The following is a 24,775-nucleotide window of genomic DNA, read 5'->3' as shown; positions in this document are numbered from 1 at the left end:
GACAGACACGCGAGCGCGCACGCGAGATCAGGCACACACGCGAGATCAGGCATGTCCGCGGGCGTTCCGCCTGATCCCGCGCGTCCGCCTGATCACACGCCCTTGCTCAGCGCAGGATGCGCAGCGTCCGCACCTCGAACGGACGCAGCTGCAGTCCTCCACCGGTCCGCGCGTCATCGATGTCGTCTTCGATCAGGCTCACCTCGCGCACCTCGCGGTGCTCGAACCCGACCGAGAGCTCACCGGTCGCGCGTCGTCCAAGTGCCTCGTACACGCGCACGATCACGTCGCCGGACCCGTCGTCGGCGAGCTTGACCGCCGACACCACGATGCCCTCGCCCTGCACCGACACCAGCGGCTCGACCTCGCGCGCACCGCGCACGACGCTCGGGAGCGCGTTGATCCGGATGCCCTCGGCCGTCGCGATCGCCGCATCCGCACCGATCACGAAGCCCACCTCGATCTCGTGGTGACCGTGGTCGGTGTCGGGATCGGGAAACCGCGGCGCCCGCAGCAGCGACAGTCGCACGGTCGTCGTCACGGCGTCGTCCGACACCTCGCGCGACGTGTCGTAGCCGTAGATGGAGTCGTTCACGAGGGCGACGCCGAAGTCCTGCTCGCGCACCAGCACGAACCGGTGCATCGAGGTCTCGAACTTCGCCGCCTCCCAGCTGGTGTTCGTGTGCGTGACCCGTGACTGGTAGCCGAACTGGGTCTCGGCGTCGGTGTGCGCGGCCTGGATGTCGAGCGGGAAGGCGAGCTTGAGCAGCTTCTCGGTCTCGTGCCAGTCGATCTCGTTGCGCAGCAGCACGGTCCGCGAGTCCGGCTGCAGGATGATGGTCTGCTCGATGGTCGACTCCGAGAACGGACGGACGACCACGATCTTCGCGGCCCGACCGACCACCGATGCCTCGATCGACGTGACGGCGGTGAGGTCGTCGACGCTGTTGCGGTAGTACCGGTCGATGTCCCACGCATCCCACATGTTCGGGAAGTCCTGGTGCAGCTGGAACAGGTTCGCCGCCTTGCCCGCAGCCACCGCCTCGCGCTCGGTGGCTTTGTCGACTGCCGAGACGATCAGCCCCTCGGCCGAGACGAGCACCGAGACGAGCTCGTTCTCGAGCCGCCAGCCACCGTCTTCCTCCGTGAGCGACACCGGCGCCGCCGTGGGCTCAGCCACGAACGCCGCCCCGAGGGCGCGTCCGCGACCGACCGACGTCGGCTCGAACTGCAGCGCGCGGTCACCCTCGCCCGCGAGCGAACGGCGGGCGGCATCCGCGATGTCCTGCGCATCCGAGAGCACGTCCGACAGCACGGCGACGGCCTCGCGGTGCACCCACGCGATCGACGTGCCGGGCAGGATGTCGTGGAACTCGTGCAGCAGCACGGCCTGCCACAGCCGATCGAACTCGGCCTGCGGGTACGCGGCACCGGTGCGCACGGCATCCGTCGCCGCCCACAGTTCGGCCTCGATCAGCGCGTGCTCCGCCCAGCGGTGCAGCGCCTTGGTGGCGTGCTGGCTGGTGAGGGTTCCTCGGTGCAGCTCGAGGTACAGCTCGCCGACCCAGACCGCCGGATGCGGCAGCTCGGCCTTGGCGGCGTCGAAGAAGACGTCCGGATGCTCCCACACGACCTGCGCGCTGCCCTCAAGATCGCGCAGGCGCTCGGCCTTGCCCGTCATCTCACGGGTCGTGCCGCCGCCGCCGTCGCCCCAGCCGACCGGGGCGATCGACCGGGAGCTGAGCCGGTTCTCCTTGAACTGACGAGAGGCCTTCGCGACCTCCATGCCGCTCAGCTGCGAGTTGTACGTGTCCATCGACGGGAAGTGCGTGAACACCTGCGAGCCGTCGATGCCCTCCCAGAGGAACGAGTGGTGCGGGAAGACGTTCTGCTGGTTCCACGAGATCTTCTGTGTGAAGAACCACTCGAACCCGGCACGGCGCATCAGCTGCGGCAGAGCGGGCGAGTACCCGAAGCTGTCCGGCAACCACACGCCCTTCGACCGGATGCCGAACTCGCGCTCGAAGAACCGCTGGCCGTGTGAGAACTGCCGCACGAGCGACTCCCCCGTCGGCATCACGGTGTCGGACTCGACCCACATGCCACCGAGCGGCAGGAAGCGCCCGGCGGCGACGGCGGCCTTGACCCGCTCCCACACCTCGGGGCGGTGCTCCTTGATCCAGGCGTACTGCTGCGCGCTGGACATGCCGTACTGGAACTCGGGCTGCTCCTCGATGAGCGTCGTCATCGACGAGGTGGTGCGCGCGACCTTGCGGATCGTCTCGCGCACGGGCCACAGCCAGGCCGAGTCGATGTGCGCGTGACCGACGGCCGAGATGCGGTGCGCGCTGGCCTCGGCGGGCGCGGCCAGCACGTCGGCGAGGCGGGCACGGGCGTCGCCCGCGGTCTCCACGATGTGCTGCAGGTCGAGAACGTCGAGAGCGTCGTCCATGGCCTGCAGGATGCGCATGCGCCGCGGCGAGGTGGCCGGCAGCTCAGCCTGCAGCTCGAACAGCACCTCGAGGTCGAGCGACAGGTCGAAGACCTCCTGCTCGAACACGGCCAGGTCCATCCGCCGCGCGCGGTACAGCGGCTCTTTCGAGGAGGTGAGGATGTCGCCCTCCTGCGTCGGCAGGAAGGGGTGGTAGTCCAGGAGCACCGGGTTGGATGCCGCCTCGAGGTACAGCTCGACCGGCTCGTCGCCCTCGGCCGTCTCGGTGATCGGCACCCACTGGTTGCGCGGGTTGATGCTCTTCACCGGGATCGGGTCGGATCCTGCGGCGTTCGGACGGTAGGCCAGGGCCTCGCACTGGAAGCCGGTCATGTTCACGTCGAAGCCGAGGTCGATGAGCGCTTCGACCCGGCGCCCCGCCCACTCGGCGGGCACGCGCCCGGTGAGCCGGAACCAGGTCGTCCCCCAGGCGGGGCCCCATGGTGCGCCGACGACGCCGGGCTCGAACGCGAGGGCGAGCCCCTCGGCGGGTGCGATCGGCTCGCCGGGCAATTCGTGGATCTCGACGTCCAGCGGCACGGACGCCGAGTGGATCGCCGGGCGGATGCGCTCCTCGAGGACCCGCTTGACGCGGCCGACGGTGAGCGAGGTGTCGTCATGCATGGGAATCTCCGGGCTCGACGGTGAGGGCTGGTCCGCGGCGCGACGGGCGACGCCGTGTTGATGCTATCGGATTTACTAAAACGATCTAGTAGCCAAGTCTAAGCGCATCGTCACTTCTTCCGCGAGATGGAGATCGGTTCCGTCCTCGGCGGCCCCTCAGGACCGTTCCGTCATAGTGACGAGCGCGACGATCACGTAGAGGACCACGCTCGGGAGGACGGCGACGATCGGGTTCGCTGAGTCCGCCAGGACGCCGACGAGAATCGCCGCGGCGCCGGCGGTGAAGGAGCTGAGAAGCGAAACGACCGAGGTGGCACCCGCGCGCTGGTCGTCGGACACGACCGCCTGGAACTCGGCCTGACAATACACGCTGATCGCGATGTGAAGGAGGACATGAATCCCGAAGCAGAGAACGATGAGCACGACAGGAGCGAAACCGGCGAAACCGAAGATGGCGGCAATGTTCGCCGCGACGAGCACGTAGAAGACCCTGCGATCGATCCGACGGTTCCCGACCAGTTGCCCGCCCAGGACGCCGGCGATCTTCATCACCGCGAACCCCGCAAGGACCGCGAAGATACCGGTGCTCCCCAGGCGAAGTTGCCAGAGAAGGAAGGGCGCGACGAGCGCAGCATCCGCCGCAATCGACAGCCACGCGCGCGGATGTCTGGCGATTGCGCCCAGCCCGATCAGATAGGACCGCAGCGGCTCCAGGTGTCGCCGACTTGACGTTCGATCCTTCGGCCGCCAGAGGAAGAAGCAGAGTCCCGCAATACCCATGAACAGGGCCCCCAAGCCCCAGATGAGTCGCGGCTCCCTGAGAAAGCCGAGGAGCCCGATCCCACCGCCGAGGAGCGAGGTCGCCGATCCGAGAACCGCAACGAGACCGATGATCTTGCGACGATCATGGGCGCCCACATCGCCGATCCTGTTCAAGATGAATGCGATCGAGGTCCCACTCATGGCCGCCGCGCCGATCCCGGCGATGGCTTCGGCAGCGAAATCAGACCAGGCCCCGAAGGCTAGGAAGAAGAGAACGAGACCAACGAAACGGAGACCGTTGCCCATCTGAATGGCGGCCCAGTGCGATCTGCGATCGAAGATCATGGCCGATGGAAGCTCTGCCACGGCGACGCTGATATTGAAAGTCGCTGTCAGGGCACCGATTGCGACGACGGCGTATCCGCGATCGTGGAAATAGAAGTTGTCGAAAGCGCTGAAGCATCCGACCCCGATCCCGCTGATCGCGAGGAATACCCAGATTCCAAGACCCGTCTTCTTGACCATCACATGAAGAGAGGGCCGGTGTAGGTGACTCGCCGCGCGGCCACGCCGCCGTGCGCCAGCTGCCCGCATGGGGGGAACTCGGCCTGTGCAGGGTCGTGCAGGGCGCTCATGTATCTCCTTGCAAAGCGGGGGCCAGAGCCAGGGTTGTCGCGCCACCCGCGGAGGGGCAAGGGTAGAGCATCGGCATTCCGATATGAGAGAGATCCGGTTCGCGTTTGCCGCCGAATCTCAGGATCGTGCCCGCGCGACCGACCGCTTCAAACGCATCGTCACTTCTTCCGCGAGACTAAATCGATCAAGTATTGTGAGGGACTATGACTCCGGCGAAACGCGTCACCATCGCCGACATCGCGCGCATGGCGGGAGTCTCCCCCGGCGCCGTCTCGTTCGCTTTGAACGGCCGCCCCGGCGTGAGCGACGAGACCAGACAGCGCATCCTCACGATCGTTGAGGAGAACGGCTGGCAGCCGAGTTCCGCAGCGCGCGCGCTGGTCGGGGCGCGCGCCAACACGGTCGGATTCGCGCTCGCCCGACCCGCCCGGTCGCTCGGCTCCGAGGCCTTCTTCACCGACCTCATCGCCGGTATCGAGTCACGACTGTCGGAGAGCAAGGTGAGCCTGCAGCTGCGGCTGGTCGCCGACATCGCGGAGGAGATGGAGGTGCACCGGCAGTGGCGCTCCTCCAACCAGGTCGACGGCTTCATCTTCATCGACCCCCGCGACGGCGACCCCCGCGTCGGGCGCATCGAAGCTCTCGACGCACGGGCCGTGATGATCGGCTCCGAACCCGCCCCCGAAGGCTCGGTGCCGAGCGTCTGGATCGGCGACGACACCGTCGCCGAGACCCTCTTCTCCTACCTCGCCGCCCTCGGGCACGCCCGCATCGCCTATGTCGCCGGCCCCGCCGAACTCGAGCACACGCGACTGCGCGCCGAGGTGCTCGAGCGCATGTCCGCCGATGGCCTCGAGGGCGAGATCATCACCACGGACTTCTCGCCCGCGCGCGCCTCCGCCGTGACGAGAGCGCTGCTGTCAGGCCGGCAGCATCCGACCGCGATCGTCTACGACAACGACGTGATGGCGGTCGCGGGTCTCCGCGTCGCCCAGGAGATGGGCCGCGCCGTGCCGCGCGACGTCTCCCTCGCCTCGTTCGACGACTCGGTCATCGCCGGTCTCATCAACCCGTCGATCACGGCGATGACGCGCGACACCTTCGAGCTCGGCGAACGCGCCGCCACCCTCCTGCTGCAGCAGATCGAAGCGGGAGTGAACCTGCCGAGCGTCGAGGGCCCGACGCCCGTGCTCACCGCGCGCGAGAGCACGGCTCCACCTGCGCGCACGGCCTGAGCAGCCGTCAGCCCTGGACGACGGTGTTGACCGATCCGTAGGGGTCGACGACGTCGGCCGACAGGTCGGGACGGATGAGACGACGGATGCCTCGCGCGTCGAGCACTGCGGGGTCGAGCGCGTCGCGCGACGTGACCAGTGCCGGATCGAGGCCCGCGGCACAGGCATCCACCCAGGCCTGGAACACCGCACCGCCCGGGCTCAGCGCCGCTCGACTCACCGGCACCTCGCGGTCGTCGACGTCCACCACGATCGCCGTGTCCCTCACGGGCGGCGCGACCCGCTGCCGAAGCTCCGGGATGAGCTCGGCAAGGCGCCGCCCGATCGGCTTCGCCGCACCGTCCTGCCCGATCAGACCGAGCGAGTACTCCAGCTCGGGGAAGTCGCCGAGGTCGCGGCTCACGTCGTGCGAGCACCACCAGGTGATGCCCCAGAGGTTCTCGGTGCGCGCCGCCGAGCGCACGGTCGCCTCCAGGAAGCCCGGCATCTCGTCGTCGGTGAGGCAGTTCGACGGAGCGCCCACCTCCTGCAGCCACACCACCCGGTCAGGGTCGGTCGCGAAGGCGCGGGAGAGCTCGATCAGGTACTCGGCATGACGATCGGACGCGACGGAGCGACCGCCGTAGCGCTGGGCGGTGCCGTTGAAGATCCAGGAGTGGATCGTGGTCATGGCACCCAGCCGCGACGCATGCGCCGGGGTGAAGCCGTGGCCGTCCATGTACCAGACCGCGTCGTACTCGCTGTGGACGTGCGGGAGCCCCGGCGCCGCAGCCTCCGCCGCCGCCAGCAGAGTCGAGATCCAGCCACCGGCCTCGTCCTCCGTGACCGGCCACGGCGACGGATGCGTGTGCGCGGAGAACTGGTTCGTCTCGTTGCCGAGCGTCAGACCGAGGAAGTTCGGCGCATCGCCCAGCGCCCGCCCGAGCCGGTCGACGAGTGCGACCTGCCCCTCGAGAGCGCGGGGATCGGTGAACATGTTCTTGTCGTGCCACGTGTACAGCCACGACGGGACGAAGTCGAAGCTCGAGAGGTGCCCCTGGACCACGTCGATCCCGGCCCCCATGCCGAACTCGCCGGCGATGTCGACCACGGCGCGCACGTCGTCGATCGCCTTCTGCCGGATGAGTGTGCGGTTCGGCTGCAGCACGGTCCACAGCGGGAAGACCCTGACGTGATCGAGCCCGAGCTCGGCCAGTGCGGCGAAGTCACGGCGCACGTCGTCGGGAGTGAAGTCGAGCCAGGAGTGCATCCAGTCCTTGGACGGCGTGTAGTTCGCCCCGAACCTCACAGGGGCATCGAGGGCGCCGCGCTGCGTCATGTGTCAGACCTTTCGGACGTGCCCTTCGAGGAGGGCGGATTTCGCACCACTATAACGCTTGAGCAACAAGGCGCACCCATCTTCTGCCGATCGCCGCAAGGCCCACGCGCGCGGGCCTTGACAGGCGCGGAATCGGATGGTTTCATCTGCTAAAGCGTTCCAGTGCCATTTTGATGGACGGAAGGCAGAATCGCCCGCCTCGAGGAAGAAGCACGATGAAGATTCGGACACGCATTGCCGCCCTGGCAGGATTCAGCATCGGCGTTCTGGCGCTGACGAGTTGCACCGGGGGTGGCGCCACCGCCGGTGACGCGGGCCCCATCGACACCTCGGGCGACCTGAGCGGCACCATCCAGTTCCAGACCTGGTCGCTCAAGAACGAGAAGTTCACCCCGTACTTCGAAGACCTCATCGACGCGTTCGAGAAGGAACACCCCGACGTCACGGTCGAGTGGCTCGACCAGCCGGGAGACGGCTACCAGGAGAAGATCCTGAGCCAGGCGAACGCCGACACCCTCCCCGACGTGCTCAACCTGCCGCCCGACATCGCGTACCCGCTGGTCGCGGCGGGCAAGCTGGTCGACCTCGAGACCGCCGACCCCGACCTGAAGTCCGCCTACAACACGGGTGCCTGGGAGGCCTACAGCCAGTACCCGGGGATGGAAGGCACCTTCGGGCTGCCCTGGTACCTCTCCAGCGACGCCTCCTGGTGGAACCTCGCGCAGCTCGCCCCCTTCGGCGTCACCGAGGAGAACCTCCCGACCACGGTCGACGAGCTCCTCACGCTCGCGAAGGACGTGGCCACCGAGTCCAACGGCAAGGTGCAGCTCCTCTCCTCGATCCCGGCCCTCGACACGTTCACGGCCGCCGGCATGGAGGTCATCAACGACGAGGGCGAGTTCGACTTCAACACCGACGAGGCCGCCGCGATCATCGAGAAGTACGCCGACGCGTACGCCGCGGGTGCGATGCCCGCCGAGGCGCTTACCGGTGACTACGGCGGAAACGCGGAGGCGTACATCCAGGAGAAGGTCGCCTTCACCACCGGCGGCACCGGCTTCACGACCGACCTGCAGAAGGACGCACCTGCCCTGCTCGAGAACACGGTGGCGACCCCGCGCCTCGGTGTCGCACCGCTGTACGTGCAGGGTCTCAACGTCTCGGCCGACTCCGACAACAAGGAGGCCGCGCTCGCCTTCGCGGAGTTCGCGACGAACCAGGAGAACCAGGTGGCGTTCTCGTCCCTCGCCGTCGGCACCGCCCCCGGCACGGCCGAGGGTGGCGACGAGGTCGTCGACAACATCGCCGCCACGGTCACCGACCAGAAGCAGCTGTCGGCGATCGACACGGTGTTCGGCGCGATGAAGGACGCCAAGGCGCTGCCCTTCCAGTGGACGTCCGACATGGCCACCTACATGACCCAGCAGATCGCCCTCGCAGTCAACGGCGAGGCGGACGCGAAGGCCCAGCTCGACAAGATCGTCGAGTACGCCAACGCCAACCGCGTGGACAAGTAAGCCATGCGTGCGAGCACCGGCATCCCGGCCAGCAGGAAGACCACGATGAGATCCCACCGGTGGTTCACACCCTGGCTGCTCCTCGGGCCCGCCGTCGCCTGGGTGCTGGTGTTCGCGCTCTGGCCGTTCCTGAACACGGTCTTCCTCAGCTTCACCGACGCCAAGCCCTTGCGGACGCCTGAGTTCGTCGGCGGCGCGAACTACGAGCGCATGTTCGGCGACGAGATGTTCTGGAACGCCCTCACCACGTGTCTCATCTACGTGGTGGTGTGCGTGCCCCTGCTGACGATCCTGCCGCTCCTGCTGGCGCTCCTCGTGCAGAAGAAGCTCCCCGGCATCTCGTTCTTCCGCACCACGTTCTACTTCCCCGTGATCGCCTCGGTGGTCGTGGTCGCCCTCATCTGGACCTGGCTGTTCGACAGCCGGGGCATCATCAACCAGACGCTCGAGTTCCTCGGGCTGGTCGACAAGCCGATGGCGTTCCTCGTCGACCGCTGGCTGCTGCTCGGCTGCGCCATCCTGCTCACGGTCTGGAAGGGCCTGGGCTACTACATGGTCGTGTACCTCGCGGCGCTCGGGAACGTCGGCAAGGAGCTGCACGAGGCGGCGATGCTCGACGGCGCCGGCTCGTTCCGTCGCTTCCTGTCGGTGACGATCCCCTCGGTGCGCGGCGCGATGCTCCTCATCTCGGTGCTCATCGCCGTGTCCGCCATGAGGGTGTTCGCCGAGCTCGACGTGCTCTCCAAGAGCACAGGCGGCCCGGGCGGATACGACATGTCGCTCGTGATGCTCATCCGCCAGGTCGGCTCCGGCCTCAACGGGAACATCGGATACGCCTCCGCCATCAGCGTGGCGCTGTTCCTGCTCACCCTCATCCCCCTCGTCGCGATCGCCGTCATGAATCGCGAGAAGAAGGCGAAGGTCTCCGCATGAGCACGCTCACGCCGCCCCGCTCGACCGACGACGCCCGCCCCTCCGAGGAGCTGTCGGCACCGCCCCGGGAGCGCATGTTCCGCCGCCGCGGCTCCGGCGACTTCAGCAAGCCGACCCTCGGCGGGCTGATCGGTCGATACGCCCTTCTCCTCTTCGTGCTCGTGCTCGTCATCGGGCCGTTCATCTGGCAGCTGTCGACGTCGTTCAAGGGACCGCAGGAGAACATCTACTCGTTCCCGCCCGAGCTCATCCCGCGCGAGCCGACGCTGCAGAACTACAGCAGGGTCGCCGACATCGTGCCGGTGTACCTCTATGCCTGGCACTCTCTGCTCGTCTCGGTCGGCACGGTCGTCAGCAACGTGGTCCTGGCGACGTTCGCCGGCTACGCGCTGGGATGCATGAGGTTCCGCGGCAAGTGGATCGTCATGGCGATCCTGCTGTCGACGCTGCTCTTCCCCGGTGAAGTGACGGTCACCAGCAACTTCCTCACGATCCGCGCTCTGGGGCTGGCCGACACCCTCTGGGGCGTGTTCCTCCCCGGCGCGATCAGCGCGATGAACGTGCTCCTGATCGCCACGGCGTGCCGCATGATCCCCAAGGACGTGCTGGATGCCGCGACCGTCGACGGCGCGACGACCTGGCAGCGCATCCGGCACATCGTGTGGCCGAACATCCGCGGAATGGTCTCGGTGGTCGCGATCTTCGCGTTCATCGGTGCTTGGGACGACTACCTGTGGCCGCTCATCGTGCTCTCGGATCCGTCGAAGTACACCCTGACGGTGGGCATGGCGTACCTGAACAGCAGCTTCTCGGTCGACCCGCGCCTGATCGCCGCCGGCACCATGATCGCGCTCGTGCCGATCGTCATCATGTTCTCGTTCACGCAGCGGTTCTTCTTCAAGGGCGTGCAGGAGGGCGCGATCAAGGGGTGAGCGCCGCGCATCTGACGCCGGCGGACGGGCCGGCACATCCTCCCTCCTCCCGTGCTCGTGCGGGCGTGCTGCCCGGCGCGGTGCACGCCTTCGCGTTCGACCCCTCGCTCGGCGAGCAGCGGATCGATGTGCCGGGGCTCGCCGACCTCGAGATCTCCTCGGACACCGTGCTGCACTGGGCGTTCTATGCCGACGGCCCTGCGGCGACGCTTGCCCCGCACGCGGCACTCGCCGTGACGGTGGATGTGCGTTTCCCCGACGGCACACGACTGAGCGAGGCTTCGGCCGTGCGCGATCGCTACGACTTCCCGATCACGGCGCACGCCCAGTTCGGCGCCCGGTGGAGCATGCCCGAGCAGTGGAACGCCGACACCGTCTCCCTCGCCCCCGTCGCGCACGGCACCGGCACCGTCGAGATCGTGCTCGGCACCGCATCCCTCCCCGGTGCCCCTGACCTCCCCGCGCGGTGCGCCGGGTTCGTGCAGGTCGTGGTCGAAGAGCGTGCTCCCTCCGCCGACCTCGACCCCGTCGAACGGGTCGACACCCGGCGCGGATCACATTCGGGCCCGCGGTTCTCACGCGGCAACACCATCCCGGCGGTGGCGATGCCGCACGGGTTCACGTTCGTCACCCCGGCGACCGACGCGGAGGACGCCCGCTGGCCCTACCGTCCTTTCCTGCACGACGATCCTCAAGGTCGCCGGTTGGAAGCACTGCAGTTCTCCCATCAACCGAGCCCGTGGATCGGCGATCGCTCGGTGCTGCAGTTGATGCCGTTCCTCGGCCGCCCCGCCTCGTCGCACGCGGCTCGTCGGCGCTGGATCGTGCCCGGCTCCGAACGCGCCCGGCCGCACGAGTACGCGGCGGAGCTCGGCGACGACCTGCGCGTCGAGATGACGGCGACGTCGCACGCAGCCGCGTTCCGCGTGCGCAGTGCGGATGCTGACGCGCCGGTGGGGTTCATCATCGATCAGCTGACCGACGACGGATGCCTCGACTGGACCGATGACGGGGGCTTCGAGGGTTGGATCCCTGAGGGCCCGGAGGATTGGGGCAACGCACCCCGCTGCTTCTTCGCCGGATCGGTGCAGCAGGCTCCGCACGGCGAGGAGAGAGCTGACCGCGGACCACTCGACGACGACGGGCGGGGCAGGGTGGCGGGATACATCGGCGGACGCGGGTCGCTCGAAGTGCGCATCGGCATCTCCTTCCTGTCGGTGGAGCAGGCCCGGCACAGTCTCGACTCCGAGGCTCCGGCGACCATCCCCTATGAGGAGCTGCGAAACGCGGCGGCTGACGCCTGGAACCGGCTGCTCGGCCGCGTCACGATCCCGCCGCTTCCGGAAACCGACGCCCCGTACCGATCGCTCGCCGACGAGGAGAATCGGGCACGGATCGCCGCCGCGCTCCACCGGATGCACCTGTACCCCAACAGCGCGGCCGAGAACGCCGGGACGGCGGAGGCGCCCGTCTGGCGATTCGCCGATGTGTTCGCCGCGCGAGAGTCGCACGACGAGGGCGGAGTCGCGCCGGCCGTCGACGGCGAGCTCGTCGTGAACAACGGCTACTGGGACACGTACCGCACCGAGTGGCCGGCACTCGCCCTGCTCGATCCCTCCCTCGCCGGGCGGCTCCTCGACGGGCAGCTCGAGCAGTACCGTCGCGGCGGTTGGATGGCGAGATGGAGCGCGCCGGGCTATGTCGACAGCATGGTCGGCACCTCGAGCGACCAGATCTTCGCCGATGCCGCCCGTTGGGGCGTGGGATTCGACCGCGTCACGGCATTCGAGAGCGGATGGCGGAACGCGTGCGAGCCGGGGCCGGATGCGCGCCGCGGCCGCAAGGGCATCGCGAGGGGCCGGTTCACCGGTTACATCTCTTCGGACGTGCCGGAGGGCATGAGCTGGAGCATCGAGAACGCGGTGAGCGATGCCGCGCTCGGGAGGCTCGCCGCGCAGCTCGCCCGAGAGGTCGCATCCGATTCCGCATCCGAGACCGAATCCGCTGCCGCGCGCTATGGATCCTTCGCCCGATACTTCGAGAATCGCGCCCGGTCGTACCGCGCGCTGTTCGACCACGACACCGGATTCTTCCGCGGCAAGGATGACGAGGGCGCGTTCGCCCGTTCCGGGTTCGATCCGCGGTCCTGGGGCGGCGACAACGTCGAGACCAACGCCTGGGGCATGTCGGTCGGCGCCGTGCACGACGGCGCAGGCCTCGCCGACCTCTACGGAGGTCCCGCCGGTCTCGGACGCCACCTCGACGCCCTGTTCGCAGAGCCGGAGACGGCCGACGAGCGCTTCGGCGGCGCGTACGGCACCGTCATCCATGAGCAGCGGGAGGCGCGGGCGCTCCGTGCCGGGATGTGCGCGATCTCGAACCAGCCGGCGCACCACATCCCCTTCATGTACGCGTTCAGCGACCGGCCGTGGAAGACCGCCGGTATCGTGCACGACCTCGCCGGACGCCTGTTCGCCGGCGCGCACATCGGCCAGGGGTTCCCGGGCGACGAGGACAACGGCGAGATGAGCGCCTGGTGGCTGTGGGCCGCGCTCGGGCTCTATCCGCTGGAACTCGCCTCGGGCCGGCTGCGGATCGGGTCGCCGCTCTTCGACGACGTCCGCGTGGATTGCGGCGACGGCTCCTCGCTGCGCATCCGGTCCGTGCGGAGTGAGCCGTCGGCGCGCGTCCTACTGCGGGCTCGCCTCGACGGGGTCTCGCTGCCGATGGCCGAGCTGCCGATCGACGCACTCGTCGGCGACGCCGTGCTGGAGCTGGAGTTCGGGGTCGACCCGGCCACCGCGCTCGAACAGGCCCCTTCCGCCGACGACGTCGCGGTCTGGCGGGCGGACCTGACGTCCGGTCCCGGTCACCCCATCGCGTCGCCCGAGGCCCTCGCTCCCGAGCGGATCTTCGACGACGGTTCGCCATCGGGTGAGGCCGGCGTCATGCTGCGCCCCGGGGAATGGGTGGGATGGCGGTTCGGGGAGCCTCGAGGCGTCACCGACGTCAGCGTGACGCTTGTGGTGGCTGCGACATCGTCATCGTCTCTTCGGTGGGAGGCCGAGGGGACGGATGGCCGGTGGATACCGGTCACGATGACGCACAGCGCGGAACTGCCGGCAGACCGCACGACGCCCTTCACGCTGACCTCGCCGATCGTGACCTCGGCACTCCGCGTGCGCGCGGTGGCCGAGGTCACGATCCGTCAGCTCGAGTTCTTCGACCTGGACTGATCACTCAGGTGTGCTGATCACGGCGTCAGGACGAAGGGCACCTCGGTGCGGTTGCCGGCGACGTCGAACACCTCGAGCGTGTTGGCACCGGCGACGGCGCCGAAAACGCCGGGCTTCACGAAGTTGAGGTCGCTCCACTTGTCGTCGGTGAGGTCCTTCTGCACGCCGTTGACGGACACGCGGTCGATCTTTCCCGCATCGTGGAGCTTGAAGCTGACCTTCGAGTAGCCGGCGTCCGTCCCCGTGGTGAAGGGCGTTCCCTTCTTGACGGTCACGGTGGGGGCCGTGGTGTCCTTCGGCGCGGCCCGGTACTCCGTCGCCTCGCCCTTGAGCTCCTGCGTGATGCCGGAGAGGAGATCGGACTGATCCGTCGCCGTGAGGTTGTACGCCACGTAGACGCCGTAGCCGTCGGAGACCGTGCGCTCGGCGAAATCCGTCGCCGTCGCCGCGCTCACGTTCGAGAGGTCGATCGCCGCTGCTCCGAGGCGGGACCTGTCGTCGAGCCCGGGAACGGTGGGTGCGTTGTAGGTCGGGTAGTACGGGTTCCAGGCGTAGTCGAGCACCGCTGCGGCGTCGAACAGGCTGAAGTCCGTCACGGTGTACGTCTCGCCGATCGCGTACAGGCTGATGATCTTGTCGGGACCGAGACGGTCGCGGAGTGCCGTGGCCAGCCATCCGAACGACTGAGCGTTGGGCTGCGGGGTGCCGTTCGCCCCGTAGTTCGTCCACTCGTCGTCGAAGTCGATGCCGTCGAGCCCGTAGGTCGTCACCGCATCGGCGAGCTGTGCGGCGAACGCATCCGCCTGCTCATAGGACGTGAAGTTCGCGAAACCCGCCCCCTGATGATTGCCGAGCACCGAGAGCAGGACCTTCGTGCCGCGCGCCTGCACCGGGCGGATCTGGTTCTCCGCGTCGTCGAGGGTCTCGGTGACGCGCTCGTTGAAGTGCAGGTACGCCTTCTCACCGTCGTAGTTGATGTTGGCGGCGAAGATCATCGCCAGGTCGACGGCCGGTCGGCCTGAGTCGGCGAGCGTGTAGTCGGCGACGTTCGCTAAATCGTTCGAGTTGACTTCGACATAGACGGCGAGCTGCGGATCTTCTCCGGACTTCTCTGTCGCGGCGGCCGGCGCCACAGCGACAGCGCCCGAAACGGCGAGTGCAAGACCCGCGACGGCGGCGAGCCCCTTTCGGAACCGGTGAATCCTGACGTGCGGCTGACTCATGGCAGATCGTCTCCTTCATCATCGATATCGAGATCAGGCCGCATCGGCGCGACCTGCGGCCGACTATATCGCTTAAGTGAACGGAGGTGAAGAACCGCTATCGAGAGGCGAACTTTCGTTCTGCACCGAGGCGTGAGCCCAGGGCTGTGCCCACAATTGGCGGCCTCCCGGCGTCGCGACACCGGAATACCGTGACAACGTGGGCACCCGGATTCAGACTGGAGGCATGCGCTTGAACGACCCACAGGTATGGACGCTGATCGGGGTGTTCGCCGCCGTCATGCTCGGTGGCATGACGCTCATGACGACGCAGCTCAGCCGAGCGATCCGCGCCGAGGTCGGCCGAGTCGACGCCACCCTCTCGGCGCGCATCGACGGCGTCGACGCACGCCTGGGGCGCATCGAGTCGAAGGTCGACGACCTCGACAAAGAACTCACGAACCTCGCCGTGCGGTTCTGGCGGTCACAGTAGCCCTCCACCAAAAACAGAAGACGGGGACGGATGCGCCGGCACCCGTCCCCGTCGTCACGACGCGCGCCCTCGCCGCTCAGTTCAGACCGCGACGTCTCCCACGAGGTTGACCTTGATGCCCATTCCGGCGAACATCGCAGCCTTCGCGATCAGGGCCTTGTCGGCTGTCTCGGCATCCGGAGCGTAGACGAGCTGCGCATGGTTCGCCTTGTGGCGTGCCATGAACTGATCGCGGGAGACGCCGTGCAGCACGACGTGCGCGATCGGCCACTCCGGGTTCGTGGCGTCCTTTCGGCGCTGGGTCTCCTCCGCCGGCAGCTCGACGACCGAGGCGCGGAAGATGTCGGCCTGCAGAATGCCGTCGGCGATGAACACACGCGACAGCACGATCTCGCCGGGCTTCGAGACGCCGTTGATCGTGGCTCCGCCTGCGGGGAAGAACACGTGCCCCTGCCGCCAGCCCTCGGCGTTCTGCCACCCGCCCAGGTGAGATGCCGGAACCGAGCCCGAGATCTCGTAGACCCAGACGAACTGCCCGTCGAAGTCCTCGCCCCAGCGCACATCGTGCAGGGTGTTGTCGGGCACGAGGCCCATCGCACGCCAGACGCGGTCGGTCACGAGCGCATCGACCGCGACGCCCTCATCGGCCTCGTTGAAGTGCGGGAACGCGCGCCCCTCGTGCAGCACCCGCGAGCCGTCGCGCGAGGTCACCGGCGGGCGCTCGGTCGAGTTCAGGATGCCCTCGGCCAGGTCGGATGCCGGCACCAGGTCCTTCAGACCCTGCTGGTACTGGATGCCGACCGCATCGAGTCCGAAGTCGTCGGCGATGCGGAGCGCGGCGATGTACATCTTCAGCTGCCACTGCACCTGCTCACGGGTGAGCTCGGTGGTGGCGTCCTCGCCGTACCGGAAGGTCATGCCCGCGTCGATCAGCCAGTCGTAGGCCGCGTCCGCCTCGGCCTCGGTGACTTCGAGCATCTCGGCGTACAGGGCCGACTGCGACAGCCGCTCCTTGTAGATGCCCGTCTGGTTGAGCAGCTCGTCGTCGAAGATCGCGTTGTACATGCCCATGCAGCCCTCGTCGAAGACGCCGATGATGGCCTTCTCGGCGAGGAGCTCCGCGGCGAGCGCCTCGCCCAGCTGCTTCTCGGGGCTGTCGGGGAGGGCGGGGAGCGCGCGCACGTGCGAGGCGTCATGGGTGATGGCGCCCGTCTGCGTCCACTCCTCGATGCCCGCCTTGAACCAGTCGTCGGAGTAATCGACGGACCAGGTCGTGGCGTAGGGCTTACCCATCTTCGTCAGGCCGGCGTTGAGGCCGAGGAGTCCGACGAGGCCCGGCCAGTCGCCGGCGAAGTTCGCGACCGTGAGGATCGGGCCCTGGTGCGTGCGGAGGCCGGCGAGCACATGGTGGGAGTACTGCCAGTTGGCGATCGCCACGACCAGCGGGGCATCGACCGGGATGTCCTTGAAGACCTCCAGGCCCATGCGCTGGCTGGAGATGAATCCGTGACCGGTCTCCGGGTCGACGCCGAAGGGTCGGATGACCTCCCAGCCGAGATCCGCGAGCACGCCCGTGACGCCGGCCTCGAGCTCGACCTGGGTGGGCCATCCGGCGATGTTCGCGGATTCGCGCAGGTCGCCCGAGGTGATGAGGTACGCCGTCTTCGGAGCGACTGCCGGACGGGATGCCCGTGCGGGCAGGGTGTAGGTGGTCATGATGCCTCCGGGTTGGGGATGGGGGTGGTGCCGCGCTGCTCGGCGGCGAGTTCATGGACGACGCTCTTCGTCGCGTCGTACAGGCGTACGTACCGGTCGAAGAGGGTGTCGTAGGCGAGGCGCAGGTCGGGGTTAGGGGCGATGCGCTCGGTGATGGGGTTCCAGTCGGTGATGAGCGGCGGTTCGCCGTCGGCTGCCACGGCGACGGCGGCCAGGAAGGCGGCGCCGTAGCTCGCACCGATCGTGGTCTGCGGCACCTCCTGCACGAGACCGGTGACGTCGGAGACGATCTGCAGCCACAGCCGGCCCTGCGTGCCACCGCCGACCGCGACGATCCGGCGGATGTCGGCGCCGGCGGCCCGCATGGTCTCGACGTTGTGCCGCACGCCGAGGGCTGTGGCCTCGAGCGCTGCCCGGTACAGGTCGCCTCGGGTGTGCTCCAGGGTGAGTCCGGCGATCACTCCCCGCGCGTCCGGGTCCTGGATGGGAGTGCGTTCGCCGGCGAAGTACGGGAGCATCAGCACACCCCGGGCGCCGACCCCCGACGCCTCCGCCTCGGCGAGGAGTTCGGGATAGTCGGTGCCGGTCAGCTCCTTCAGCCAGGCGGTCAGCGCGCCGGACGTCGAGAGGCCGCCGGCGAGGTTGCGGGTTCCGGGGAACGCCCCGGCCGTGGTCCACATCGACGGTGTGCGCAGCGCGGGCTCCCCCGGCGTCACCGCGTTGGTGAACACCATGAACATGGTCGTCCCGTACATGAGCATGAGGTCGGCCGTCTCGTGCGCGCCGACGCTGACAGCCTCGGTCCAGGCGTCGATCGTGCCCGTGATGACGGGCGTGCCAGCCGGGATCCCGGTCGTCGCGGATGCCTGCACGGTGACGGCGCCGGCGATGTCGCCCGCCCAGGCCAGTCGCGGCTGCACGATCGTGGTGGCGTAGCGACCCCAGAACGGGGCATGCCACCGCTCGCTCTCGATGTCGTAGAGGGGCGAGACCTGGCTCGCGGACTGGTGGTCGAAGACGTACGCGCCGGTGAGTCGACGGACGAGCCAGGATGCGGGCATGAACAGCCGGCGGGCGCGTGCCCAGGCCTCCGGCTCCTCCTCGGCGATCCAGGCGATCTTCGGGCCTCCCGCCTGCGAGGTGAGCACCGAGCCTCCGATGCGGGTGATCTCGTCGACGCCGAGTTCGGCGGTCATCCGCTCGATCTGGGCGGACGCGCGGGTGTCGACGCCGTAGAGGATCGCGGGCCGGACCGGTTGATCGTTCTCGTCGGCGAGGAGGATGCAGGGCCCCATCCCGCTGACGCCCACAGCGACGACCTCCGCGTCGGGGTGTGCCGAGAGAAGTTCGCGGGCGATGTCGACGAACTCGTCCCACCAGATCGAGGCATCCATCTCCACCCAGCCGGTGCGCGGCCGGGAGACGTCGTGCGTCCGGGTGGTGGTGGCGATGATGGTTCCGTCGGCTGCCGCGAGCACGCCTTTGGTGCTCGATGTGCCGACATCCACCCCGAGGGTGCATCGCATGGTGTCCTCCTTGATCACGCCTGAGGAGATCGTAACTGAAATCGATTTCACAGCGCAAGCGAAGATGATGGTTGCGTATGCAGGCGGCCGAGATCAGCTCGACGTCAGGCCGGACGCGCGGCCGTCGCGTGGCGGGTCTCGCCCCGCAGCACGACCGTGCGCGGGGCATGGGTGCCGCCGGCGATGCGCTCGAGGAGCATGCGCGCCGCGGTCACCCCCATGTGCCGCGCGGGCAGCCGCACCATCGTGACGGCGGTCGGCGAAAGCGTCGTGAAGGGCAGCGACCCGACGACGGCGACCCCGACGGCCGGCGGGGTGAGTCCGTGTTCGGTGAGCACCTGGATCGCTCCGACACCGATGAGGTTGTTTCCGGCGACCACGGCGTCTGGTGGGTCAGGAAGGGCGAGCAGCTCTTCCATCGCTGCCCGTGCGCCGTCGACACGGAACGTCGCGAACCGCTGCAGCTCGTCGATGTCGGCCGCACGTCCCGCCGAGGTGAGCGCCGCCCGCCATCCGGCAGCGCGCTCGGCAGCGGTGTCGATGTCTTCCGGACCGCCGATGTACGCGATGCGCCGGTAGCCGACGGCGATGAGCGACTCGGTCGCCGCGACGCCCGCCTCGCGGTTCGCCATCACGACCACATCGAGCTCGTGGCGGGTGACGCGGTCGACGGCCACCACCGGCCGACCGGTGGAGAGGATGCTGTCGAGATCCGTCTCCTTCGACGCGGCCGCGATGATGACGCCGGACATGTGCTCGGCGATCGCGATCTGCAGGTACGTCGCCTCTTTGACGGTCTGCGAGTCGGAGTTGCAGAGCACCACCGAGTATCCGGCTTCGGAGGCGACATCCTCGACCCCGCGAGCCATCTCGGTGAAGTACGGGTTCTCGATGTCGGGGATGACGAGGGCGATGACCTCCGAGCTCTGCGTGCGTAGGGTGCGCGCGGCACGGTTCGGCGTGAAGTTCAGCTCCTCCGCAGCAGCCCGCACGGCCTCGATCTTCTCGGGCGAGACCCGGGTGCCGTTGAACACCCGCGAGACGGTGGCCGGCGAGACGCCCGCACGCCGCGCGACGTCGTAGATCGTGGTCATTTCCCGCCCTCTGCTGCCCGGATGCTTCACCCTACCGGCCTCCCCGGACGACGCCCGCGATCACACGTCACGAGCCCGCGCGGGCATCCTCCTCGGCGGTGACCGCGATGTTCTCCTGCAGCCGGGCGAAGACCACGTCCAGGCGCGCGCGCCCGTCGTCGTCGAGCGCCGGGAGCGGGGAGCGGCAGTCGCCGAGCGGCACCGACAGCTTGCCGCCGAGGTACTTGGCCGCACCGAACACGCCGACCTCGACCATGCCCTCGACGGTGTCGTTGATGCGCACCTGCACGGCGCGTGCTCCCGCGAGGTCTCCCGCATCGAATCGGCGCCGCAGCGAGCGGAAGAGCTCGATCTGCAGGCTCACGGTGGTGCCGATCGCGCCGCGGGCGCCGATCGACAGCGCCGGCAGGTAGAACTCGTCGAAGCCGTTGATCAGGGTCAGGTGCGGGTAGCGGCGGAGGATCCGCTCGGCACCGTAGAGGTTGCGCGAGGTGTGCTTGACGCCGATCACCTGCGGCAGCGCGAGCAGCTCGTCGAAGCCGCCCTCGGAGATGTCACGTCCCGTGAACTGCGGGATGTTGTAGAGGATGAAGGGAAGCTCGACCGCGTCGATCACGGTGCGGAGGTGCCGCACGACATCCGCCGTGGAATAGCCGTAGTACAGCGGCGGGATCATCGAGATCGCCCCGACACCGGCCTGCTTCGCCGCGGCGGCGATGCGGACCGCCTCTCCCGTCGACATCGCTCCGACGTGCGAGACCACGGGCACGCGCCCCGCGGCGGCCGTCACCGCGGTCTCGGCCACCGCGATGCGCTCGGCCTCGGAGAGCAGCACGCCCTCGCCGGATGACCCGCAGATGTAGAGGCCCTCGACGCCGCGGCGGATGTCGGCGTCGAGCATGGTCGCGAGCGCGCCGTGGTCGACGCTCTCGTCTCGGCGCATCGGGGTGACCGCCGCCGTGAACAGACGTGTGCCGAGCAGGTCGCTCACCACGCGGTCCATCCGCCGTCGACCACCAGGTTGGAGCCGGTCATGTACGTCGAGGCGTCGGACGCGAGGAAGACCAGGGCACCGTTGTACTCGTCGGCCTCGGCCATCCGTCCGATCGGCATCCGGGCGATGTAGTTCGCCTGGAACTTCGCGTCCTGCGTGTCGCGGCGGACGCCCGAGGGCGTGAGCGTGTTGACGCGGATGCCCGCCCGGCCCCAGTACGTGGCGCAGTAGCGGGTGAGGTTGTAGAGCCCCGACTTCGCGGCCGAGTACGCCACCGGCTTGATGAAGGGGATGCCGGTGTCCTCGGCCTTGTAGGCGTAGATGTCCTGCACGGGAGACACCATGCCGTAGATCGACCCCACGTTCACGATCGAGCCGCCGACGCCGGCGTCGCGCATCCGCCGGCCCGCTGCCTGCGTCACGAGGAACGTGCCGACGAGGTTGGTGTCGACGACCTCACGGAACACCTCGACGGGGAACTCCTCGAACGGCCCGGAGACCTCGGGCGGCGCGCTGGGCTGCGTGTCCAGACCGGCATTGTTGACGACGACGGTCGGCACACCCCAGGTCTCGGCGACCCGGTCGAGCCCGGCGTCGACGCTGGCCTGGTCGGTGATGTCCATCGCCACGGCGAGCAGACGCCCATCCGGGTCGTCGATGCCGAGACGCGCGGCGGGATCGGCCACCTCGCTGCGGGAGGTCACCGCGACGCGCGCGCCCCGCTGGTGCAGCGAGCGGACGAACTCCGCTCCGATCTGGCCGAAGCCGCCGGTCACGACGACCACCTTGTCCCGCACCGAGAAGAGCGGGTCGAGTCCTTCAGACATGTATCGATACTCCAGATTGCAGGGCGCTCAGCCCTTGACGGATCCCGCGGTGAGCCCGGACACGATGCCGCGCTGCGCCCACAGGAAGAAGATGATCGCGGGCAGCGCGAACAGCAACGCGCACAGCATGACGACGTTCATCGGCGTGTAGAACTGCCCGAGGAACGACGACAGCCCGACGGATGCCGGCCACAGGTCGGACGACGAGATGAAGGTGTTCGCGAACATGAACTCGTTCCAGCCGTCGAAGAACGCGATCACGGCAGCGGCCGCGATGCTCGGCATGATCAGCGGCAGGACGATCGTGGTCAGGATGCGCAGGCGCGAGCAGCCGTCGATGCGGGCCGACTCCTCGATCTCGTACGGGATCTTGTCGATGCCGCTCTTGATGATGAACATGCTCACCGGCATCACGAACGCGGTGTCGGCGAGCACGAGTCCCCAGTGGCTGTTGAGCAGCCCGGCGCCCGCGAAGATCGCGTACAGCGGGACGATGATCAGCGCCTCCGGCAGCATCTGGGTGCTGAAGAAGATGAAACCGGCGACGCCGCGGCCGTGGAACTTGTACCGGCTGAGCGCGTACGCGGCCATGGTCGCCAGCACGAGGCTGAGGATCGTGGTGCCGGCGGCGATCACGAACGAGTTGCCGAGCCAGCGCAGGATCGGGATGTCGGAGAGGAATCCGCCCCACTGCCCGATGTTCTGCACTTCGGGGAGCAGCGGCTGGCTGCCGCCGTAGAGCGACGCCTCGGTGCCGAGTGAGGTGGCCAGCATCCAGTACACCGGGAATCCGGCGAAGACGACCAGCAACGTGATGAGGACGGCCTTGCCGAGGCTGCCGAACTTGGCGCCGATCCCGCGGCGACGCGGGAGATCGGTGGGGATGCGCACGGTGGTCATCGCTGGCTCTCCTGACGTTCTTGGATCTGCTCGACGATGAAGTAGACGACCGTCACCAGCAGCGACAGCACCAGGCCGAGGGCGCCGATCGCCGCGGCCCGTCCGAGGTTCTGATCCTGGAACGCCGTGCGGTAGACGTTCACGACGAGCGTGTTGGTGACGTCGAGCGGCCCGCCACCGGTGATCAGGAAGATGATCTCGAAGCGCCGGATCGACCAGATCGTCATGAGCAGCGTGATGACGCGGACGGTCGGCATGATGTGCGGCAGGGTGACCGCACGGAAGGACTGGAAGCGCGTGGCGCCGTCGACCCAGGTCGCTTCGCGGAGCTCGTGCGGCACGCTCTGCAGGGCGCTGAGCATGACCAGCATCACGAGCGGCGTGAGCTTCCAGACCGTCGCGAGCGTCACCGCGAACAGCCCGTACTGCGGATCGACGAGCCAGCCGTGCTCACCGAGGCCGAGCGCTGCGGTGGTGCGGTTCAGGATGCCCTGCTCGTTGTTGTAGATCCAGACGAAGATGAGGGCGGCGGCCACCGTCGGCACGGCCCACGGGATCGTGGCGATGGCGCGGATGATGCCGCGACCCTTGAATGCGGTGTTGAGCAGCAGTGCTCCCGCGGTGCCGATGCCGACCGAGAAGACCACCGTGAAGAGCGTGTAGAGGAGGGTCGTGATGACGGACGACCAGAACTTGTCGCTCGACAGCAGGTATTCGTAGTTCTCCATGCCGACCGGCCGTCCCCCGGAGGGGTTGACGAGCTTGGTCGCGGTGAACGACAGCAGCACGCCGCGGATCAGGGGGAAGACCGTGAAGATCGCCAGGTAGGCGATCGCCGGGAAGAGGAAGAGGTAGGCGCCGTTGCGCTCGATGAAGCGTCCGATCGCGCCGGTGTCGCGGCGTCGCCGTGGCGGCGAGGCAGAGGGCGTCGTGGGTCGCGCCTCGAGCGTGGGGGTGGCCATGGCCGGGGGTCCTTTCGCGTGTCGCAGGGATGACCGAGGAGCGGGCGACGGGGGTGAAGCCCGCCCCTCGGAGTGCTCAGCCGAGCTCGGCTTCGAGGCTCTCCTGCACCTCGGCGAGCTTCGACTTCACGTCGCCGCCGTTGACCCGCAGGTCTTCGACCGCGGTGAGGACCTCACGCCAGACGACCTTGCTCTCGGTCTCGAAGCCCTCGACGAGGGTCGACTTCGAGGTCTTGGCGGCCTCGAGGAACTGCGTCGCCCACGGGTTCGCCTCCAGGAAGGCGGCGTCCGGCTCGACGTCGGTGGCCATGGCCGAGGCACCGAGGCCCGCGCGGATGGCGGTCTGGCCCTCTTCGCCGAGCACCCAGCGCACGAAGTCCTTGGCGGCCTCCTTGTTGTCGCTGTTCGCGTTGACGGCGATGATCAGCTGCGAGTTCGAGCCGGGGTTCGCGAGGGGCAGCGGAGCCGCGCCCATGTTCTGGCCGTTCACGGCGTTGTCCGGGTTGCTCGTGATCGTCGTCGCGACGCCGGAGTTCTCGAACAGCATTCCGACCTGCCCCTGGCCGAACTTCGCGCGGTAGGTCGACGCGTCGTCGCCGATGGGGGCGACGCCCGAGGCGAACGTCTCGAGGAACGCCTCGACGGCCTCGACGTTCTCGGCCTTGTCGATGGTCAGCTTCTTCCCGTCGCTGAGCTCGCCGCCGAATCCGTAGATCCAGTTGGCCATCTCCAGCGTCCAGCCGTCGATCTCGGCGGTCTGGTGACGGCCGGCCCAGCCGGCGATCCCCAGCTCATCCTTGATCGTCTTCGCCGTGGTGAGGAACTCGTCGAACGTCGTCGGGACCTCCAGCCCCAGCTCGGTGAAGATGTCCTTGTTGTAGATGACGGTGCTGTAGGTCGGGCGCTCCCAGTTGAAGCCGTACTGCCCGCCGTCGAAGACTCCGGCCTCGTTCGTGTTGTTGAGGGTGTCGCCGAGCTCGTCGGCGATGTCGTCGAGCGGCTCGAGCACGCCGGCGTCGACGAGCGAGGCGAACTGGCTGTCCTGCAGCACCATCACGTCGGGGCCGCCGCCGGCACCCAGCTCGGTGCTGAGCTTGTCGGCGTAGTTCGCGAACGGGATCTCGACCTTGGTGAGCTCGACGTTGTCGTCCGGCCCGGTGTAGCCCTTGACGGCGTCCCAGATGATCGGGCCCTTGCCGTCTTCGAGGAACTGCCAGTTGGAGAACGTGAGCTCTCCCCCGGCGCTCCCGGCATCCGCCGAGTCGTCGCCGGCGGCACAGCCGGCCAGGGCGATGGTCGCGACGGCGACGAGGCCGGTGATCCGCAGCGCGCGTGCGCGGCGGGACGGGTGTGCGTGGTTCGACTTCACTGTTCACT

General features: G+C 68.3%; 18 protein-coding genes. 6 read left to right on the top strand and 12 right to left on the bottom strand.

The genetic code is table 11. From position 1 onward, the window contains the following. Positions 1–106 precede the first annotated feature (106 nt). Positions 107–3,115 (bottom strand): alpha-mannosidase, encoded by a 3,009-nt coding sequence (locus AC6CHX_RS09245; RefSeq protein ID WP_498272564.1) that lies wholly within the window; start codon positions 3,113–3,115, stop codon positions 107–109. Between the two features lie 156 nt (positions 3,116–3,271). Further along, the gene (locus AC6CHX_RS09240; protein WP_498272563.1) at positions 3,272–4,402 is read right to left on the bottom strand and encodes an MFS transporter; all 1,131 of its coding nucleotides are present in this window, start codon (positions 4,400–4,402) and stop codon (positions 3,272–3,274) included. Between the two features lie 314 nt (positions 4,403–4,716). Between AC6CHX_RS09240 and AC6CHX_RS09235 the strand changes: the two genes are divergently transcribed. Continuing rightward, positions 4,717–5,748, top strand: coding sequence for a LacI family DNA-binding transcriptional regulator (locus AC6CHX_RS09235; protein WP_498272562.1), 1,032 nt, complete (start codon positions 4,717–4,719; stop codon positions 5,746–5,748). Positions 5,749–5,755: 7 nt separating this feature from the next. Here the strand turns inward: AC6CHX_RS09235 and AC6CHX_RS09230 are convergent, their stop codons facing one another. After that, positions 5,756–7,066 carry a glycoside hydrolase 5 family protein gene (locus tag AC6CHX_RS09230; RefSeq protein ID WP_498272561.1) on the bottom strand — a complete coding sequence of 437 codons (1,311 nt, stop codon included), beginning with the start codon at positions 7,064–7,066 and terminating at the stop codon, positions 5,756–5,758. Between the two features lie 215 nt (positions 7,067–7,281). On the opposite strand from AC6CHX_RS09230, the gene AC6CHX_RS09225 reads away from it, so the two are divergent. Genes AC6CHX_RS09225 through AC6CHX_RS09210 form a run of 4 tightly spaced genes read left to right on the top strand, consistent with a single transcriptional unit; the run spans position 7,282 to position 13,684 of the window. Beyond that, the gene (locus tag AC6CHX_RS09225; protein WP_498272560.1) at positions 7,282–8,583 is read left to right on the top strand and encodes an ABC transporter substrate-binding protein; all 1,302 of its coding nucleotides are present in this window, start codon (positions 7,282–7,284) and stop codon (positions 8,581–8,583) included. Positions 8,584–8,586: 3 nt separating this feature from the next. Next, positions 8,587–9,516 carry a carbohydrate ABC transporter permease gene (locus tag AC6CHX_RS09220; protein WP_498272559.1) on the top strand — a complete coding sequence of 310 codons (930 nt, stop codon included), beginning with the start codon at positions 8,587–8,589 and terminating at the stop codon, positions 9,514–9,516. Then, positions 9,513–10,448 (top strand): carbohydrate ABC transporter permease, encoded by a 936-nt coding sequence (locus tag AC6CHX_RS09215; RefSeq protein ID WP_376101351.1) that lies wholly within the window; start codon positions 9,513–9,515, stop codon positions 10,446–10,448. The genes AC6CHX_RS09220 and AC6CHX_RS09215 overlap by 4 nt, the downstream gene beginning before the upstream one ends. Continuing rightward, a complete protein-coding gene (locus tag AC6CHX_RS09210) occupies positions 10,445–13,684 on the top strand; it encodes a GH92 family glycosyl hydrolase (RefSeq protein WP_498272558.1) in 3,240 nt (1,079 codons plus the stop codon). Before AC6CHX_RS09215 ends, AC6CHX_RS09210 begins: the two co-directional genes overlap by 4 nt. Positions 13,685–13,701: 17 nt before the next feature. Here the strand turns inward: AC6CHX_RS09210 and AC6CHX_RS09205 are convergent, their stop codons facing one another. Next, positions 13,702–14,907 carry an endo-beta-N-acetylglucosaminidase H gene (locus AC6CHX_RS09205; protein WP_498272557.1) on the bottom strand — a complete coding sequence of 402 codons (1,206 nt, stop codon included), beginning with the start codon at positions 14,905–14,907 and terminating at the stop codon, positions 13,702–13,704. Positions 14,908–15,133: 226 nt separating this feature from the next. Between AC6CHX_RS09205 and AC6CHX_RS09200 the strand changes: the two genes are divergently transcribed. After that, on the top strand, positions 15,134–15,379 hold the full coding sequence (locus AC6CHX_RS09200) for a hypothetical protein (RefSeq protein WP_498272556.1): 246 nt from the start codon (positions 15,134–15,136) through the stop codon (positions 15,377–15,379). An 81-nt stretch (positions 15,380–15,460) separates the two neighbouring features. On the opposite strand, the gene AC6CHX_RS09195 is transcribed toward AC6CHX_RS09200, so the two are convergent. The 8 genes from AC6CHX_RS09195 to AC6CHX_RS09160 all read right to left on the bottom strand — a co-directional run bounded on the left by AC6CHX_RS09195 (position 15,461) and on the right by AC6CHX_RS09160 (position 24,767). Beyond that, entirely contained in the window at positions 15,461–17,095 is a 1,635-nt protein-coding gene (locus AC6CHX_RS09195; RefSeq protein WP_498272555.1) for a fucose isomerase, read from the bottom strand. Continuing rightward, on the bottom strand, positions 17,092–18,621 hold the full coding sequence (locus AC6CHX_RS09190; protein ID WP_498272554.1) for an FGGY-family carbohydrate kinase: 1,530 nt from the start codon (positions 18,619–18,621) through the stop codon (positions 17,092–17,094). The genes AC6CHX_RS09195 and AC6CHX_RS09190 overlap by 4 nt, the downstream gene beginning before the upstream one ends. Before the next feature lie 104 nt (positions 18,622–18,725). After that, entirely contained in the window at positions 18,726–19,715 is a 990-nt protein-coding gene (locus tag AC6CHX_RS09185; protein ID WP_498272553.1) for a LacI family DNA-binding transcriptional regulator, read from the bottom strand. A gap of 67 nt (positions 19,716–19,782) precedes the next feature. After that, the gene (locus AC6CHX_RS09180; RefSeq protein ID WP_498272552.1) at positions 19,783–20,706 is read right to left on the bottom strand and encodes a dihydrodipicolinate synthase family protein; all 924 of its coding nucleotides are present in this window, start codon (positions 20,704–20,706) and stop codon (positions 19,783–19,785) included. Next, positions 20,703–21,536: an SDR family oxidoreductase gene (locus AC6CHX_RS09175; protein WP_452326281.1), complete on the bottom strand. Its 834-nt coding sequence runs from the start codon at positions 21,534–21,536 to the stop codon at positions 20,703–20,705. Before AC6CHX_RS09175 ends, AC6CHX_RS09180 begins: the two co-directional genes overlap by 4 nt. A 27-nt stretch (positions 21,537–21,563) precedes the next feature. After that, positions 21,564–22,436, bottom strand: a complete 873-nt coding sequence (locus AC6CHX_RS09170) for a carbohydrate ABC transporter permease (protein ID WP_136042396.1) — start codon at positions 22,434–22,436, stop codon at positions 21,564–21,566. Continuing rightward, entirely contained in the window at positions 22,433–23,398 is a 966-nt protein-coding gene (locus tag AC6CHX_RS09165; RefSeq protein ID WP_498272551.1) for a carbohydrate ABC transporter permease, read from the bottom strand. The genes AC6CHX_RS09170 and AC6CHX_RS09165 overlap by 4 nt, the downstream gene beginning before the upstream one ends. 76 nt (positions 23,399–23,474) lie before the next feature. Then, complete coding sequence (locus AC6CHX_RS09160; protein WP_498272550.1) at positions 23,475–24,767, bottom strand: ABC transporter substrate-binding protein; 1,293 nt, start codon at positions 24,765–24,767, stop codon at positions 23,475–23,477. Positions 24,768–24,775: the final 8 nt, after the last annotated feature.

Source organism: Microbacterium sp. GQ128, from assembly GCF_059758615.1.
This window is presented reverse-complemented; position numbering and strand designations above follow the sequence as displayed.